At 64.6% G+C, this 15,121-nt stretch carries 14 protein-coding genes; 11 read left to right on the forward strand and 3 right to left on the reverse strand.

The features are described 5' to 3' along the window. The first annotated feature begins 133 nt into the window (after positions 1–133). The 11 genes from E3U25_RS15735 to E3U25_RS15785 all read left to right on the forward strand — a co-directional run bounded on the left by E3U25_RS15735 (position 134) and on the right by E3U25_RS15785 (position 11,161). Positions 134–430 (forward strand): head-tail connector protein, encoded by a 297-nt coding sequence (locus tag E3U25_RS15735; RefSeq protein WP_208861607.1) that lies wholly within the window; start codon positions 134–136, stop codon positions 428–430. Then, complete coding sequence (locus tag E3U25_RS15740) at positions 423–878, forward strand: HK97 gp10 family phage protein (protein WP_116222233.1); 456 nt, start codon at positions 423–425, stop codon at positions 876–878. Before E3U25_RS15735 ends, E3U25_RS15740 begins: the two co-directional genes overlap by 8 nt. An 8-nt stretch (positions 879–886) precedes the next feature. Continuing rightward, complete coding sequence (gene gp17 / locus E3U25_RS15745) at positions 887–1,291, forward strand: tail completion protein gp17 (protein ID WP_208861606.1); 405 nt, start codon at positions 887–889, stop codon at positions 1,289–1,291. Position 1,292: 1 nt separating this feature from the next. Then, the gene (locus E3U25_RS15750) at positions 1,293–1,610 is read left to right on the forward strand and encodes a phage head closure protein (RefSeq protein ID WP_116222231.1); all 318 of its coding nucleotides are present in this window, start codon (positions 1,293–1,295) and stop codon (positions 1,608–1,610) included. After that, positions 1,607–2,011, forward strand: coding sequence for a P27 family phage terminase small subunit (locus E3U25_RS15755; RefSeq protein ID WP_116222230.1), 405 nt, complete (start codon positions 1,607–1,609; stop codon positions 2,009–2,011). Before E3U25_RS15750 ends, E3U25_RS15755 begins: the two co-directional genes overlap by 4 nt. After that, on the forward strand, positions 2,008–3,663 hold the full coding sequence (locus E3U25_RS15760) for a terminase large subunit (protein WP_116222229.1): 1,656 nt from the start codon (positions 2,008–2,010) through the stop codon (positions 3,661–3,663). The genes E3U25_RS15755 and E3U25_RS15760 overlap by 4 nt, the downstream gene beginning before the upstream one ends. 17 nt (positions 3,664–3,680) lie before the next feature. Beyond that, the gene (locus tag E3U25_RS15765) at positions 3,681–6,245 is read left to right on the forward strand and encodes a phage tail tape measure protein (RefSeq protein ID WP_116222228.1); all 2,565 of its coding nucleotides are present in this window, start codon (positions 3,681–3,683) and stop codon (positions 6,243–6,245) included. A gap of 678 nt (positions 6,246–6,923) precedes the next feature. Beyond that, entirely contained in the window at positions 6,924–7,694 is a 771-nt protein-coding gene (locus tag E3U25_RS15770) for a hypothetical protein (RefSeq protein ID WP_116222227.1), read from the forward strand. A 661-nt stretch (positions 7,695–8,355) separates the two neighbouring features. Next, a complete protein-coding gene (locus E3U25_RS15775; RefSeq protein WP_116222226.1) occupies positions 8,356–8,715 on the forward strand; it encodes a hypothetical protein in 360 nt (119 codons plus the stop codon). Positions 8,716–9,225: 510 nt separating this feature from the next. After that, a complete protein-coding gene (locus tag E3U25_RS15780; protein WP_116222225.1) occupies positions 9,226–10,227 on the forward strand; it encodes a TAXI family TRAP transporter solute-binding subunit in 1,002 nt (333 codons plus the stop codon). Positions 10,228–10,303: 76 nt separating this feature from the next. Beyond that, positions 10,304–11,161 (forward strand): arsenate reductase/protein-tyrosine-phosphatase family protein, encoded by an 858-nt coding sequence (locus E3U25_RS15785; RefSeq protein ID WP_116222224.1) that lies wholly within the window; start codon positions 10,304–10,306, stop codon positions 11,159–11,161. A 258-nt stretch (positions 11,162–11,419) separates the two neighbouring features. On the opposite strand, the gene E3U25_RS15790 is transcribed toward E3U25_RS15785, so the two are convergent. The 3 genes from E3U25_RS15790 to E3U25_RS15800 all read right to left on the reverse strand — a co-directional run bounded on the left by E3U25_RS15790 (position 11,420) and on the right by E3U25_RS15800 (position 15,109). Beyond that, positions 11,420–13,384 (reverse strand): TonB-dependent receptor domain-containing protein, encoded by a 1,965-nt coding sequence (locus tag E3U25_RS15790; protein ID WP_166435542.1) that lies wholly within the window; start codon positions 13,382–13,384, stop codon positions 11,420–11,422. Between the two features lie 127 nt (positions 13,385–13,511). Then, a complete protein-coding gene (locus E3U25_RS15795) occupies positions 13,512–14,363 on the reverse strand; it encodes a helix-turn-helix domain-containing protein (protein WP_116222222.1) in 852 nt (283 codons plus the stop codon). A gap of 101 nt (positions 14,364–14,464) precedes the next feature. Next, a complete protein-coding gene (locus E3U25_RS15800) occupies positions 14,465–15,109 on the reverse strand; it encodes a GntR family transcriptional regulator (RefSeq protein WP_036758106.1) in 645 nt (214 codons plus the stop codon). Positions 15,110–15,121 lie beyond the last annotated feature (12 nt).

The raw sequence follows: 15,121 nt of genomic DNA on the forward strand, positions 1-15,121 counted from the left end.
GGAACCGGCGGGGGGAGGCACGCGCAAGACAGGCCGAATATAACTTTTTCTTATGATTGTTATGTGATAACGTAACACTACGTTATGGATACCCTGTTGCGAGTGACCTGTTATGCCGATCCCTGCTGCCCTTGTGCGGGCGCATCTGAACTTTCTGCCCGATGAGGCTGCCGACGACGCAATCCTGACCCATTACGGCAACGTGGCCGAGGCATGGGTTGCGTCTTATACCGGCCTGCCTTTCGACCCTGACAACGTGCTGATGCTGCAAGCGGCGCTTATGCTGATCGCGCATCAGTATGAGGCGCGCGAGGCCGTGACCTTTGCCAGCGCCTATCAGCTTCCTTTCGGCGTCACCGATCTGCTGTCCGGTATCAAGCGGCAGGTTGTCGGCTACATCCCCGAGGTGGAGGGCACCGCCAATGGCTGATCTGGTGCAAGGTTCCAAGGAACTGACCCGGAAGCTGCAAGCGATGCGCGATGCCGTTGCGCCGGTCCTGCGCCCGGCTCTGGTCGCGGCTGGCAATGAGGTTGCCAAGGATGCGCGCAGCTTGGCCGAGGCCAGCCGCCGCACGGGTGATCTGATCGAGTCGATTCACGTCACCGGACCCGGCGAGACGACCCCGCCCCATTCCACCGATGGCGGGCAGCGCACGGCTGGCCCGTTCGAGGTGCTGGTGACGGCTGGCGACAGCGATGCCCGCCACGCGCATCTTGTGGAGGGCGGCACCGCGCCCCGGCTGCACAAGGACGGCACCAGCACCGGCACCATGCCCGCGCAACCGTTCTTCAACCCGGCATGGCGGCTGAACCGCAAGCGCCTCGAACAGCGGATTAACCGGCTGCTGCGCCGAGCCGTGAGGGAGGCCAGCCAATGACGCCCGACATGGAACTGCAACGCGCGGTGCGGCTGGCGCTGATCGCCGCACCCGGCGTTGCCGCGCATATCGCGCCCGAGCGCATCCGCTCTGGCCTTGCCCGGCCCGAGGCCATGCCCTGCGTGATCATGACGCCCGCCGAGGTCCGTATCCTCGGCCATGCGTCTGGTGGTCAGGTGGTGGCCGAGGCCAGCATGAAGCTGCATGTCTGGACTGCCGCCGATCAGGCCGCCGTCGCGCAACAGATCACGGGCGCCGCCATGCTGGCGCTGATGGATGCACCGCGCCCGGCTGGTGCCGAGATTGACCGCTGGGAACGCCCGGTCATGGCGTGGGTGCCCGATCCTGATCCGGCGCTGTCCTGCGCCCATGCGGTGATCAGCCTGCGCGCGGCGCTGCGGTGGAGGCGGTAAGATGCGCGCAGGACGTTTGACGAACCGCATTCAGATCGAACGCAACGCGGTGCTGGTCGATGATTACGGCCATGCCCGCGAGACGTGGCTGCCGCTGCTGACCTGCAAGGCCGAGATCAAGGACGCCACCACCACCGAGTTCCTGACCGGCCCCGGCGAGATGGACAACCGCAAGGCCGTGTTCCTGATCCGCTATCCGCTGGCGGTGGAGATCACCACCGCCGACCGGCTGGTGATGGATGGCAGGCATTACAATATCGTCGGGCTGGCCGAGATCGGGCGCAGGCGCGGCCTTGAACTGCGGGTGATCGCGGCATGAGCAAGCACCTGCGCGGCGTCAAGCCTGCCGTGCATCCCGACCAAGAGCCGCTGACCAAGGCACCCAAGGCCCCGGCCTATTTCTCGCCCTACGCGGTGCAGGAATGGAAGCGCATCCTTCCCATGCTGATCGCGCGCAAGCTGATTTGCAAAGCCGATCTAGGGCTGGTGGAGGATTTGTGCATCGCGCGCGGCTACATCCGCCAGATTGAGACCGAGCGGAAGCAGGCAGGCGGCGTTATCGACAAGGTGACGTTTGGTATCCTGAACCGCGCCATTCTCTCGGCCCGCCAGCTTGCCGCGAACCTTGGCCTTGATCCTGTCAGCCGTGCCCGGCTTGGCGCTGGACCCGACCAGCCCGACCCGAACGCGCGCCCCAATCCCTTGAGTTTCCGCCGATGAGCGCCAGCACCTATCCGCATTGGGTCTTTGACAACTCGCCTATTGATGACCCGTTCGGATATGGCGAGCAGGCGGTTCAATTCCTGCGATCCCTGTCGCATCCGCAAAGCACGTTGCCGGGCTTGGCGTTCCAGCTTGACCCATGGCTTGAGCGCATTGTTCGGCGTATCTATGGCCCCCGCCACCCGGACGGTAAGCGCATCGTCAAGGACGTTTGGTTGCAGGTTCCACGCGGCAACCGCAAGACCTCGACCGCCGCCGCGCTGGCGCTGCTGCACCTGCTGGGGCCGGAAGCCGTGCCGCAAGGGCAGGCATATTTCTGCGCAGCTGACCGCAAACAGGCTGAAATTGGTTTCCTTGAGGCTCTGGGTATTATCCGCGCCGACAAGAACCTGTCTGACGTGGTGAGCGTCAATAATCCCAAGATTGGGACGAAATCCATTCAAAGCCATTTGGATGGCTCTATTTTGGAAACCACCACCTCGGACGGCGATAAATTCCACGGCACCAGCCCGACCTTTGTCATGTGCGATGAGGTGCATATCTGGAAGAACCGCAAGCTCTGGGAAGCGATGTATTCCGGGCGTAGGAAACGCGGTGCGCTGTTTGTCACCTGCACCACGGCGGGGCGTGGGCGGCATGGCTTCGCTTATGAGCGATATTCTATGTTCCGCGATATTGCATTGGGCAAGATCGTGAACCCGTCAAAACTGCCGATCATTTTTGAACCCGAGGAGGGCGACGATTGGCTTGATGAAGCCGTTTGGCACAAGGTCAATCCCGGCATGAGATATGGTTATCCGCTTTTGGATGAAATGCGCGATGATGCAATCACGGCGCAGCATGATCCGATTGAAGGATATGCTTTCCGTCAACTCGCCCTGAATGAATGGCTTGGCAATTCCACGTCACCGCTGTTCAATTTCGACGAATACGATGCGGGCGCTTTTGAGATTGAGTTGGATAAGAGCGGCAAGCCGGTCGATTACGAAACCGACCTTGAGGAGTTTCCCTGCTATCTGGGTGTCGACTACGCTCAATGCGGCGACCTTGCGGCTATCGTCGCGGCGTGGCGGCACGATGGCGGCAAGTATGATGGGCAGATCACGATTAAGCCTTGGTTCTTTGTGCAGGCCGAGGGGCTGGAAGATCGGGAACGGCTGGAACAGGTGCCCTATCGCCAATGGGTGAAGGATGGGCACTTGATTGTGGTGCCCGGCCCGGTGGTGACGCAAGAGGCCGTGGCCGAGGTGATCAAGGAAATTTACGCCCGGCATGACGTGCGACAAGTGCGCTATGACCCATGGCGTTTCCGTGCCACCGCTGCGGAACTGCTATCTGATGGTGTTCCCATGGTGGAGATGCGCCAAGGTTCGGCAACCATGGGACCGGCCAACGGCGAACTTATCCGTGCGGTGAACGGGCGTCTGATCCGGCACGATGGGCACCCGATCCTTCGCAACCATTTTGACGGCGTTGCGGCGGTCACGAACAAGGCTGGCATGATCTGGCTGGACAAGGCCGACCAGAAACGCGGCCATATTGACGGTGCTGTTGCTGCAAGCATGGCCGTTTCCAGCGCGATCACGGATCATAACCAAGGCGGGCTTTATTCCCGCGATGATATTCTTGGCCTGCTGGTGGCCGCTTGATGAGTAGGAATTGAACCATGGCACTTGATGAAACCGGCCTGCTGGTCAAGCTAGAGGCGAACATCGCCAAATGGGAGAAGGACTTTAACCGGGCGATCACCCAGCAACAGCGCGCATCGCAGCGCATGGAAAAGCTGGCCCGGCAGAATGCCAATAAGATCGCCTCGGAATATGAGGGCATCGGCGGCAGGATCGGCAAAGCCTTCAACGGCATCCCGGCATCACTGAAAGGCATTGGCGGCGCTTTCCTTGGTGGCGTGGCCGGTGGCATTGCCGTTGGTGGTCTGGATCAGATCAGCCAAAGCATCGCCAGCACCACGAAAGAGGTTGCCAATCTTCGAAATGAAGCCGAGCGGGCAGGCGTTTCCACGACCGTTTTTCAGGAATGGAAATTTGTGGCCGATCAGAACCGGATTAGCATTGATGCGCTAACCGATGGGATTAAAGAGCTTCATATTCGCGCTGGTGAGTTTTTCCTTGATGGCACGGGCGCGGGTGCTGAGGCGTTCAAGAAGCTAGGATATTCCGCCGAGACGCTGAAAGAGAAACTGAAAGACCCCTCGGCCGCCTTGACCGAGATTCTCGGCAAGCTGAAAAACTTCGACCAAGCCGGCCAATCGTTCCTCTTGGAGGAAATCTTTGGCGGTTCCGGTGGTGAGCAATTCAGCGCGCTGATCGGCCAGAGTGAGGAAGCCCTCAACGCCACCATTGCCCGCGCCCATGAAACCGGCGCGGTGCTGGATGCGGAATTGATCGACAAAGCCGCCGAGATCGACCGCCGGTTTAGTGAACTGACCGCGCGTGTCGAATCCTTCGGCAAGCGCGCGGTGATCGCCATTGCCGACGCTGCGGTGGAACTGACTGACTTCCGCGACCGGCTGGACGGCATCTTTGACAATGAGGCCGAGGGCCGCGCGATCCTCGGCAATGAACTGTATGACACCCTGTCGCGCGACCGGGATGCGGTGGACGCGCAGGCCGAGGCGCTGCGCAATCTTGATGCGCAATATATGCGGCTGGCCGAGGAAGCGACCAGCGCGGGCATGGCGATGCGCGGTGCTATCGGCCAGCTTGACGCTTGGGGCTATGGCGAAGCTGCCGACCAGTTGCGCAGCCTGTCGGCTGAACTGGACGCGGCGCAGCAAGGATTCCGCGACGGCACCATGAGCGGCGACGATTTTGCCGCCAAGCTGGCCGAGATCGACACGGGCGCGCAGGATGCTTTCTCCAGCCTGTCGGACGTGGACCGGGCGCAATTCTCGGGCGTCATGTCGCAACTGTCGCGGCTCGGTGGCGTCATTGCCTCTGTCACGGCGCAGGCATCGGCGCTGGTGGGGGAATTGGCGAAAGCCGCGCAGATCGACCCCGGCACGAAACAGCTTGAGTCGCTGCGCCAGCAACATGCCGCGCAACAGGCATCCATGGATAGCCTCGACGCCATGCGCGAGGCCAACGAACGCTTCAACGCCTCGGAAGCCGCCCGCAACGCGCTGACCAGCGAGGGCGTCAAGCTGGAACGCGAGAAAGAGGCCGTGCGTAAACGTGCTGCCGAGGCGGGCGCGACCCTGACCGATGCCCAGATCACCAGCGCCGCACAAGCCGCGCTGGATGGCGATGCCGCGCGTTCTGCTGCCGATGCTGCGGCGCGATCCTCGGGCGGCTCCAAGGGCGGTTCTGGCGGCTCTGGTGGCGGTGCGGCAAAGCTGGATGAGTTCGCCCGCGAGGCGCAGGCGATCCGCGACCGGACGCGGGAACTGGAATTTGAATCCGCTGCCCTGATCGCAGGCGCTGCGGCGGGCAAGTCCTATGGTGATGCCGTCGCCTTCGCATCCGAGAAGGCCAAGCTGCTGTTTGCCGCACAACAGGCCGGAAAGCAGATCACGCCCGCCCTGACCGCCGAGGTTGACCAGCTTGCGCAGGCGTATGTCACGGCAGGTCAGAACGCTGACCAAGCCGCCGAGAAGCTGCGCCAGATCGAGGACGCCGGCCAGAAGGGAGCCGAGGCGTTGAGCGAGATGTTCACGGGCATCCTGACCGGCATCATGTCGGCGCGCGAGGCATTGGCCGGGTTGCTGCGAAAGATCGCCGAGGCGCAGTTTAACCGCGTGTTCATGAACATGTTCGGACAGGGCGGCATGTTCGCGGGCGTCGGACAGGCTGTTGGCGGATGGCTAGGCTATTCCGATGGTGGTTTTACCGGCCATGGCGGCAAGTATGAACCGGCTGGCGTGGTCCATAAAGGCGAGTTCGTTTTCTCGAAAGAGACCGTCCAGCGCATCGGCGCGGGCAACCTCGAACGGCTGCACCAGAACGCGCGCAGGGGCTATGCTTCGGGCGGGCTGGTCTCTGCTGCCGGAAAGGTCGCCAAGGCCGTCAGTGACTCGCCCAGCGGCTCTGCGCGGGCATCCGTGCCGGTGATCAACGTCACGGGTGGCGCGATCACCGTCAACGCATCCGGGGGAACGCCCGAGGCCAATGCCGATCTGGCGCGGCAGGTTGCCCGCGAGTCCGAGGCCAGCTTGCGCGGCTTGGTGCAGCAAGAACTTGTCCGGCAGATGCGTCCGGGTGGCCTGCTGCGCTGATCTTCGGCCGGCCGTTGTGGTGGTATTTTACCGCTTCGGCCGGTTGTCCCGTTTGTCCCGATTTCTGCCGGGGATGGGATTTTGAGCGACCTGCGGGACAGCCTGCACCCGGCCTGTAACGCTGTCCCGATTTCTGCCGGGGATGGGATTTTGAGCGTGTCCCGTTTGTCCCGATTCCTGCCGTATCTTATGAACTTGTTTGATTATCTACACTTAAACAAGAAAGATAAGAAAGCGGCAGGAATCGGGACAAACGGGACAACCCGTCTCCGGGTGGTAGCGAAGCGCTGACGCCCGAACAGAACCCCACAATCAGAAACACGTCTCCGGGTGGTCGCGGGCTGCGCCCGCTCCGGCTGGTCTATGGTCTGCCTCTGGTCGAGCTGCTGCGGCTGGTCTGCTTCTGGTCCGGCTGGTCTGCCTCTGTCGCCGGCCCCGGCTCCGGTTCACCCGACACCCACGGCAGGACCGACCCTAGGAGCGCCACAGAACGCGCCACAGAGGCGATTCGCGCGTTTTGGTGCTATGCCAGCCAATTTCAAGAGATCGGCCTGCAAGGTGCCTCTCCGCGCCGCTCTAGCTAAATAGCCATTGCGGTTTTCGTGGTTTTGACCTAATGCGGATGGGCAGGAGAAAATTAAGGGTCAACATCCATGTTGCAGATCGAAAGAAACAAGAATGATGAACGAAATTGCTGGCGGCGCTGCCGCCGACCTGACCGCTAATCCGATTGCCGCTGCCGCCGACCCGGACGCGGAATTTCTCGCGAACCTTGACGGCTATATCTCTGGCGAGATCGTGCTGCCCTGTCGCTCCGCTGGTAAGGTTCACCCGAAGCCCGCAGCACCGCAGCCCTATCGCGGCCGCAGCTTCTCGGATGAACACGGAACCTGGGATGAGGCCCGCCCCGGTGCGCAACCCCGCCATGGCGACCAGATCGACGATGAGGGCGTTATCTGGAGGCTCCGGCCGGTGACTGTCGATCCGCGCAAGATGAATCCCAGACAAGCCTATGACCATGCTGTCGAGGTTGCGGCCGCAGCCCGCAACCGCGTCGAGGTTCTGGCGGCGAACCTCGCCGCCGATCACCCGGACCTGATCCGCGCCCGCGAGATCATGCACCAACTGGCCGACAACCGGCTGGCGAAGCTGAAAGCGTTTGAGGCGTGGCAAGAGGCTGGTAATGATCCTGTCCTGACCCCGGTTCAGGCATGGGAGGCCACGCGCCACGACCGCACCAAGCAATGGCGCGCAATCGACGCATATCGCCAGACCGAAGCCGGGCGGCTGGAACGGAACGCCAGTCTTCGCACGACCGACCGGGGTCCGAACGCGAAGCTGAACGCGCTGACCCCTGACGAACTCAAGGAACATCGCCGCCAGAAAGAGGCCGAGAAGAAGCGCCGACAACGCGCGAAAAAAGCTGCTGCTGCTGCTGCTGCTGCCTGACCGTCCCGGCCGATCCGCGCGCGACCATAAAAATGTGCTGATCCCGCGAGAAGAAACGCGGGTCAGCCGTAAGAGCGTGAAGGATGGGCGATCATGAAAGGCAATCGCAATGACTTCACTTGATACCGCGACGGCTGCGCGGAATGATGTAATGAGCCGGTGGCGCGCAATCGACGCATATCGCCGGACTGAGGCAGGCCGGGCCGAACGGAACGCCAGTCGCCGCAAGGTCAGGTCCGAACCGAACGCCGATCTTTCGGGTTTGACCCCTGACGAACGCAAACAGCATAAACGCGCACAGGCGGCCGAGCGTGTTCGGCGGCACCGCGCGAAAAAAGCTACCGCTGCTGCGATTGCCGCTTGACGCCACCCGGCCGAGGCGGTATCAAGATACCGCTTCAACTGATCGGCTTCTTGTTTCTCCGATCAGTCGCGACAGTGGATGGTCCCGAAGCTCCTGCACAAGAACCCTAAGCTCGCGCTTAGGGTTTTTTGCGTTCTGGGGCGTCCCTGTCCGTCCCTTGGCGTCCCGAAGCCCGGCCGGATAAGTAAGCACTTATTTCACAAGCCCATGAAATAAATCACTTTTCTGCTGTCCGACCCCTTCACAGATTCAGCCGGGAATCTTATATTGAGGTCAGACAATTCAGAGGACTACAAAATGAACCATTTCCTGCCCGACACCGATCATGCCGAGCTGGTCGATAACCTGGTCAATGCCTTCACGCGCGCCGCTCATGGCGACGGCGATCTGCGCGGCAAGGTGATCGAAGCACTGGCCGTCGCTGGCGTCCTGCCGGAGGCATGGGTGGAGGCATGGGATAAGGCTGATGCCGAGGTCGAGCTGCTGCACCGGATCACCGGCACCGCCCTGCCCGAGATCACGGTCGAGAACATGCCCGAGATCACGGTCGAGAACATGCCCGAGATCAGCGACACCGCCCTGCCCGGCCGCGCTCTGGATCTGGCGAACCAACAGCGCGTCGCCACCGCGAAGGCGATCAGCGAAAAAATGTGCTGACCCGCGAGACAAATCGCTGGCTGACAGTAAGAGCATAGAGGATTGGCGTGTTCCTTGGGTTGAGCAGACCGAAACGCGCTGCGGTTAGACGGTGAGTGCGCGCCCTTCGGAGGGCAAACCCCGTCACGGTGCGGTGGCATACTCCTTTGCCGCGCGGCACCGGAACCTTTGTATTGTGGATCACGAATGGGAAGGGCGGGGAGCGATCCTCGCCCTTTCTGCTGGGCTGGTGACGCCACGTCACTTAGCCCACTCCATGGGGCGCCACAATGTTACAAAGCGTCTCGTAACTTATTGATTTATAATATATTAGGAACGGTTCAAATCCGTTATCGCCCACCATGATTCCCAGCGACTTAGGCCAGCGCATAGAATGCGCGCCTAGGTCGGCTGGATCCCTCCTCCCCCAGGCAGCTGGACGGCCGCGCATTTTCGCAGCCCCCGCCGGTTGTTGACGGCGGCGGCTCTGTCTAGCATCGCCGCGGACGATCGGGGCAACAGGGGCATGCCATGAAGCTAGGGACAATGTTCGCGGCCTTCGCCATCGCCGCCGGCCTGGGCCAGGCCGCGACGGCGCAAGAGATCGCGTTCTTCCGCATCGGCACCGGCGGCACCGCCGGCACCTATTACCCGATCGGCGGGCTGATCGCGAATGCGATCTCGAGCCCGCCCGGCCCGCGTGCCTGCGAGGAAGGCGGCTCCTGCGGCGTGCCGGGGCTGGTGGCGACGGCGCTGGCCACGAGCGGATCGGTCGGCAATGTGAAGGCCATCGACGGCGGCAGCCTGGAGGCCGGCTTCAGCCAGTCCGACGTGGCCTATTGGGCGCAGACCGGCACCGGGCTGTGGGAAGGCCAGCCGGCGGTCGAAAAGCTGCGACTGATCGCCAACCTTTACCCGGAAAGCATCCACCTGGTCGCCCGCGCCGATGCCGGCATCGCCTCGGTCGCCGATCTCAGGGGCAAGCGGGTATCGCTGGACGAGCCGGGCTCGGGCACGCTGGTCGATGCCAAGATCATCCTCGCGGCCTTCGGCCTGTCGGAAAGCGACATCACGCCGGAATATCTTCGGCTCGACCAGGCGGCCGGCCGCATGCGCGAGGGGACGATAGACGCCTTCTTCTTCGTCGGCGGCTATCCGGCGGGCGCCATCGCCAAGCTGGCCAGCCAGCAGGAGGTGGCGCTGGTGCCGATCGCCGGACCCGAGGTCGACGGGCTGCGCGAAACCTACACCTTCCTTGCCACCGACACGGTGCCGGCCGGCACCTATGAGGGGCAGGATGCCGATGTCGCCACGCTTTCGGTCGGGGCGCAGCTGGTGACAAGCGCCGACCAGCCCGAGGTGCTGATCCACGGCATCACCCAGGCGCTTTACAACCAGACCACGCAAAGGCTGCTCGCCGCCGGCCATCCCAGGGGCAGGCTGATCACGCTGGAGAATGCGACCCAGGGCGCGGGCATCCCCTTCCATCCGGGCGCCGAGCGTTTCTACAGGGAAGCCGGTCAGCTGGAATGAACCGGGTCGCGAACGGCCATGCCCGCGTCCATGGCCGGCGTTTGCCTTGCCAAATTATTTCCATTATACATGAATAATGGAAAAGAATCGCGTTCTCGACACGCTCGCCGCCCTGGCCCATGACATCCGGCTGGATGTGTTCCGCTTGCTGGTCCAGGCCGGTCCCGAGGGTCGGACGGCAGGCGAGATCGCGGATATGCTGAACATCCGCGCCAATACGCTGTCGAACAACCTGACCGTCCTTGCCGCGGCGGGGCTGGTGCATTCGGCGCGCGAGGGCCGCTCGATCCGCTATTTCGCCGGGATCGAGGCGATGCGCGGGCTGCTGGCCTTCCTGATGCAGGATTGCTGCGGCGGCCGGCCCGAGCTGTGCCAGCCGGTTTTGGACCAGATCGCCCGCAACGGCCGGAGGCCCGCCATGACCGACCATCCCTATCACGTCCTTTTCCTCTGCACCGGCAATTCGGCCCGCTCGATCCTGGCCGAGGCCATCCTGAACGCCGAAGGCAAGGGCCGGTTCCGCGCCCATTCCGCCGGCTCGTTTCCCAAAGGCACGGTCCACCCTCTTGCCCTGCAACTGCTCGAGCGGCGGGGGCATGACACGGCCGGGCTGCGCTCGAAAGGCTGGGACGAGTTTGCCGGACCCGAGGCGCCGCAGATGGATTTCGTCTTCACCGTCTGCGACGATGCGGCCGGAGAGATCTGCCCGGTCTGGCCCGGCCAGCCGATGACCGCACATTGGGGCCTGCCCGACCCGGCCGCCGCCACCGGCACTGAGGCCGAGCGGCACCTGGCCTTTGCCGAGACCTATCGCGCGCTGAAGAACCGCATCTCGGCCTTCGTCAGCCTGCCCATCGCCTCGCTCGACCGCCTGTCGCTGCAAGGCCATGTGGACCGGATCGGCCGGGCCCCCGATGCCCCCGCCGAAGGCTGATCTCCGGCCTTTCGCAGCGCGGGCCTGCGGGGCCACGATCGTCGCAATCGGCACCCCGCGCCGCCATAGCCTGGCCCCGGCGGATGCGCGGCGCATTGGTGAACGGCCCCGGCGACCTTCGCGCCCATCGCCAGGGACACCCGTCGGCGCGCTGGCGAACGGCCGGTGACGCTGGCACCGGTGGCCGTCGCCCGAACGCCTTGCCCCAGGGGACCGTGATCGCCTTCCGTCACGGCCCCCGGCAGTCCGCGTCGGGGTTCAGAACCGCCAGCCCCCGGCAAGCCGGATGCTGCGCCCCATCTCGTAAAGATTGGTCACGCCGCCCGACACGCTGTAGGGGGTGGAATGATCCAGGTAGCGCTTGTCGAAGATGTTCTGGATCGCCAGGCTGTATTCCTGCCCTTCCGCCGGCCGCCAGACCACCGACAGGTCATGCACGGCATAGCCCGGCAGTTCCTCGAGCGCGGTGAAGGCGGCGGGCAGGTCGTCCTCGGCCAGGACCAGGATGCTGGTCCAGGCGAATTGCAGGTCATGCGCGGCCATGGCATGGGCGATGTCCAGCACGAGCTTGTCGCCCTGGGGAGCCACGCCGTTCGACCAGTCGCCCGGCCCGACCGGAACGCCGGCGTAATCGACATCGGCGCGGGAATAGCTGAGGTCCAGGCTCCAGCCGCCCCAGTCCCGGCCAAGCCGCGCGGTAAAGCCCCGGCTGTCGATGTCGCCGCCGCGCGTCCGGGCATAGGGCATGCCGCGCTGCCCGCCGTAAAGGATCGAACCCTCGATGCGGGTGTCGAAGAGGATCAGCCCCGCGCGCCATCCATTGGCGTCGAAGGTGGCGCCGATCTCGGTGGTGCGGGCGCGTTCGCCCTCCAGCGTCGGGTCGGTGGCGGCGGCGTTGATCCCGCTTGTCAGCTGCGTTCCCGGCACCGGACGGACACCGCGATGCGCCTCGGACCACGAGGCGAAAAGCGACAGCCCCTGCGCCGTTTCAAAGCGCAGCCCGACATTCGGGCTGAGGTGGTCGCCGTCATAGACGTTCCCCGCCAGATCGGTCAGCGAGGTGCTGTCATAGCGCAGCCCGCCCGAGGCCAGCCAATGCCCGGCAAAGCCGTATTCGGCCTGCAGATACAGGCCATGCGTCTCGCCCGTCTCCGAGACACGCGGGCCCGAACCGGCGCGGCCGCGCGACTGTTCCCTCGTGTAGTCATAGCCATAGGTCAGCACCAGCGCCCCCAGTTCCGAACGGTTGCGGATATCCAGGCCGCTGGTCAGCCACTCGCCCTCGGACGGCGAGGCGGTCAGCCGCTTCAGCGCGCTGCGGTTGTCATAGGCGCGCAATTCCAGGTCGATCAGCGGGTTGCCCGCCGGAGCATAGGAATAGCGCAGGCTGGTGGTTTCGCGGATGAACTCCTGGTCCTGCGGCTCGGCATCCGGCAGGCCGAAATTGGCCTGCGTGGCGCGCATGCCGTTATCCTCGCGCCGGTTGTGGGTCAGGGCGATCTCGTGGTCCGGGGCGGGACGGAAGCGCAGCTTGACCAGGCCCTCGGCGGGTTCGTCGTCGCTATAGGGAACCTCGTTGCCGCCGCCGTCCTTGTAATTGCCGGCCCAGGTCTTGGACCCATAGACCAGATAGGAAAAGCGCTCGTCCGGCCGGCCGTAGAAGCCCAGGGACGGCGAAAGCCGGTCGCCATTGCTCTGCCCGGCGAAACGCAGCATCACCCCCTGCCGCTGCCCCGGCAGAAGCAGATCCTCGGCATCCTTGGTCTCGTAGCGGATGGCGCCGCCCAGGGCGCCCGGACCGGCCAGCGCGCCGCCGGTGCCCGCCTCGACCTCGACCCGCTTCAGCATGAAGGGGTCGATGCCCATGTTGCCGTTGTGGCGAAACAGGTTGCCGCTTTGGCGGGCGCCGTCCACGGTGACGTTGAGGCTGGTTTCCTCGATCCCGCGGACATAGACCCTTTGCGCCGTGCTGCGGTCGGCGCCGCTGACACGGACCTCGGGCTCGGCGGCATAGAGATCGTTGAGCGTCAGCGGCTGGCGCTGCGCGATCCTTTCATCGGTCACGGACTGACCGTCCGCGTCGGTTCCGGCCTTGAGATAGATCGTTTCCAACCGCACCGTGTCCTCCTGGGCCGCGGCAGAGGTCATCGCCAAGGCCGAAGCCGTGGCCAGCCCGGCGGCCAGGCAAGCCCGGCGCCCTTTTCCCGAAATCAACCTTTTCACAATCATCTGTTCCTTCGCCTCCGGCAAACCCGATAAATTTTCTTGGGTATGCAGGCTTGTATCAGCCGGGCGGGGGGCGGTCTGTTTCGCCCCGGCCAAAAGCCGTCGAGAAACGGACAGGGCGCGATCAGGATCCCGGACGGCGGCCGCGCCCGGTCGGGGCGGCGCTGTCGCGCAGGAAGTCCGAGGGGGTCATGCCCGTCACCTTGCGGAACATGGCGGTGAAGGCGCTCTGGCTGGCATAGCCCAGGTCCAGCGACACGGCCAGCACCGACTGCCCCTCGGCCAGGCGCGCCATCGCCTCCATGATCCGCAGCCTTTGCCGCCATTGCCCAAAGGACAGCCCGGTTTCGCGCAGGAACAGCCGCGCGAGCGTGCGCGCGCTCATATGCGCGGCATCGGCCCATTGCTCCAGCGACCGGCCGTCCTCGGGGTGGCGCACCATCCGGTCGAGCAGCGGCCCCAGCCGGTCGTCGCCGCTTAGCGGCAGGTGCATCGCCGCCATGTCGCGGGCGCTGCGGATCTGGTCGGCGATCACCTGATACACCCGCGCATCCGCCCCGACAGGCAAGGCCTCCGCCCCGCGGCCAAGCGCATAGGCGATCAACTCGGCCAGCAGCGGCGAGACGGTCATCACCTTGGCCCGGCCCGGCATGTCGCGGCAGATCCCGGCATCGACATAGGCGTTATGCACCTCGGTCGCGGCAATCCCCTCGACATAATGCAGCACGCCGGAGGGGATCCAGATCGCCTGTCGGGGCGAGGCGGTCCAGATCTCGCCCTCGGTCCAGATCCGGCAGCGGCCGCTGCGCGGGAACAGGAACTGGCCGCGGGCATGGGCATGGGGCTTGCAGGCCTGGCCCTCGTGCAGGCGGGTGATGCGCAGCAGCAGCGGTGCGCTCCAGCTGTCGATCTGGCGCAGGCGCCCGAGTTCGGGGCCGGCAAAAGCGGTCGTCCGGTCCTGGGCAAAGCCTGGCATGGTCGCGGGATACCTCCTGATCCGCCATGCCTAGAATACCTGAGTGTTAAGGTAAATCATTTCGGGCAGCGATGACTTGTCGCGCCCCGGCAGCCCCCCGCCTAGTTCGATCCCAGGTGGCGCAGCCCGTGGGTCACGTCGGCGCGCACGGCAAGCCGCAGCCCCGGCTCGTCCCCCGCCCGCAGCGAGGCCAGGATCATGCGGTGATGGCGCGGCGGCTCGTTGCGCTTCATCCGCCCGTAAAGCGCCCGCATGGTCGGGCCCAGCTGCAGCCAGACCGTCTCGACGATGGCCAGCATCGCCGGGGCCTGGGCGCGCAGGTAAAGCAGGCGATGAAACTCCAGGTTGGTGCGGATATAGCCCACGGCGTCGTGCCGCTCGGCCGCCTCGCCGATGGCGGCGTTGATGACGGCCATGCGCTCGATCAGGGCCTGATGGGCGCGCGGCAGGGCGCGGGCGGCCAGTTCCGGCTCGATCAGCCCGCGCAAGGCGGCAAGCTCCTCGATCCGCTCGACCGACAGTTCCGGCGTGGCGATACGCCCCGAAGAGGACAGCGACAGCGCCCCCTCGGCCCCCAGCCGCCGCACCGCCTCGCGCGCGGGCGTCATCGAGACGCGATGCTCGGCCGCGATGCCGCGCAGGGTCAGGGGCAGGCCCGGCGGCAGCTCGCCCAGCATGATGCGCTGGCGCAGGTTGCGATAAAGCCGCTCATGGGCCGAACTTTCCGAGGAACGCGAAGCTGTCATGCGCCATCTGTG

This window comes from Paracoccus versutus (genome assembly GCF_029909795.1).
Taxonomy (GTDB): Bacteria; Pseudomonadota; Alphaproteobacteria; order Rhodobacterales; family Rhodobacteraceae; genus Paracoccus; species Paracoccus versutus.

What these genes read in the sequence shown, in the direction of transcription:
- E3U25_RS15740 (WP_116222233.1), top strand. Translation starts at nt 423, where the DNA reads ATGGCTGATCTGGTGCAAGGTTCCAAGGAACTGACCCGGAAGCTGCAA.
- gp17 (WP_208861606.1), top strand. Translation starts at nt 887, where the DNA reads ATGGAACTGCAACGCGCGGTGCGGCTGGCGCTGATCGCCGCACCCGGC.
- E3U25_RS15750 (WP_116222231.1), top strand. Translation starts at nt 1,293, where the DNA reads ATGCGCGCAGGACGTTTGACGAACCGCATTCAGATCGAACGCAACGCG.
- E3U25_RS15755 (WP_116222230.1), top strand. Translation starts at nt 1,607, where the DNA reads ATGAGCAAGCACCTGCGCGGCGTCAAGCCTGCCGTGCATCCCGACCAA.
- E3U25_RS15760 (WP_116222229.1), top strand. Translation starts at nt 2,008, where the DNA reads ATGAGCGCCAGCACCTATCCGCATTGGGTCTTTGACAACTCGCCTATT.
- E3U25_RS15765 (WP_116222228.1), top strand. Translation starts at nt 3,681, where the DNA reads ATGGCACTTGATGAAACCGGCCTGCTGGTCAAGCTAGAGGCGAACATC.
- E3U25_RS15770 (WP_116222227.1), top strand. Translation starts at nt 6,924, where the DNA reads ATGATGAACGAAATTGCTGGCGGCGCTGCCGCCGACCTGACCGCTAAT.
- E3U25_RS15775 (WP_116222226.1), top strand. Translation starts at nt 8,356, where the DNA reads ATGAACCATTTCCTGCCCGACACCGATCATGCCGAGCTGGTCGATAAC.
- E3U25_RS15780 (WP_116222225.1), top strand. Translation starts at nt 9,226, where the DNA reads ATGAAGCTAGGGACAATGTTCGCGGCCTTCGCCATCGCCGCCGGCCTG.
- E3U25_RS15785 (WP_116222224.1), top strand. Translation starts at nt 10,304, where the DNA reads ATGGAAAAGAATCGCGTTCTCGACACGCTCGCCGCCCTGGCCCATGAC.
- E3U25_RS15795 (WP_116222222.1), bottom strand. Translation starts at nt 14,363, where the DNA reads ATGCCAGGCTTTGCCCAGGACCGGACGACCGCTTTTGCCGGCCCCGAA.
- E3U25_RS15800 (WP_036758106.1), bottom strand. Translation starts at nt 15,109, where the DNA reads ATGACAGCTTCGCGTTCCTCGGAAAGTTCGGCCCATGAGCGGCTTTAT.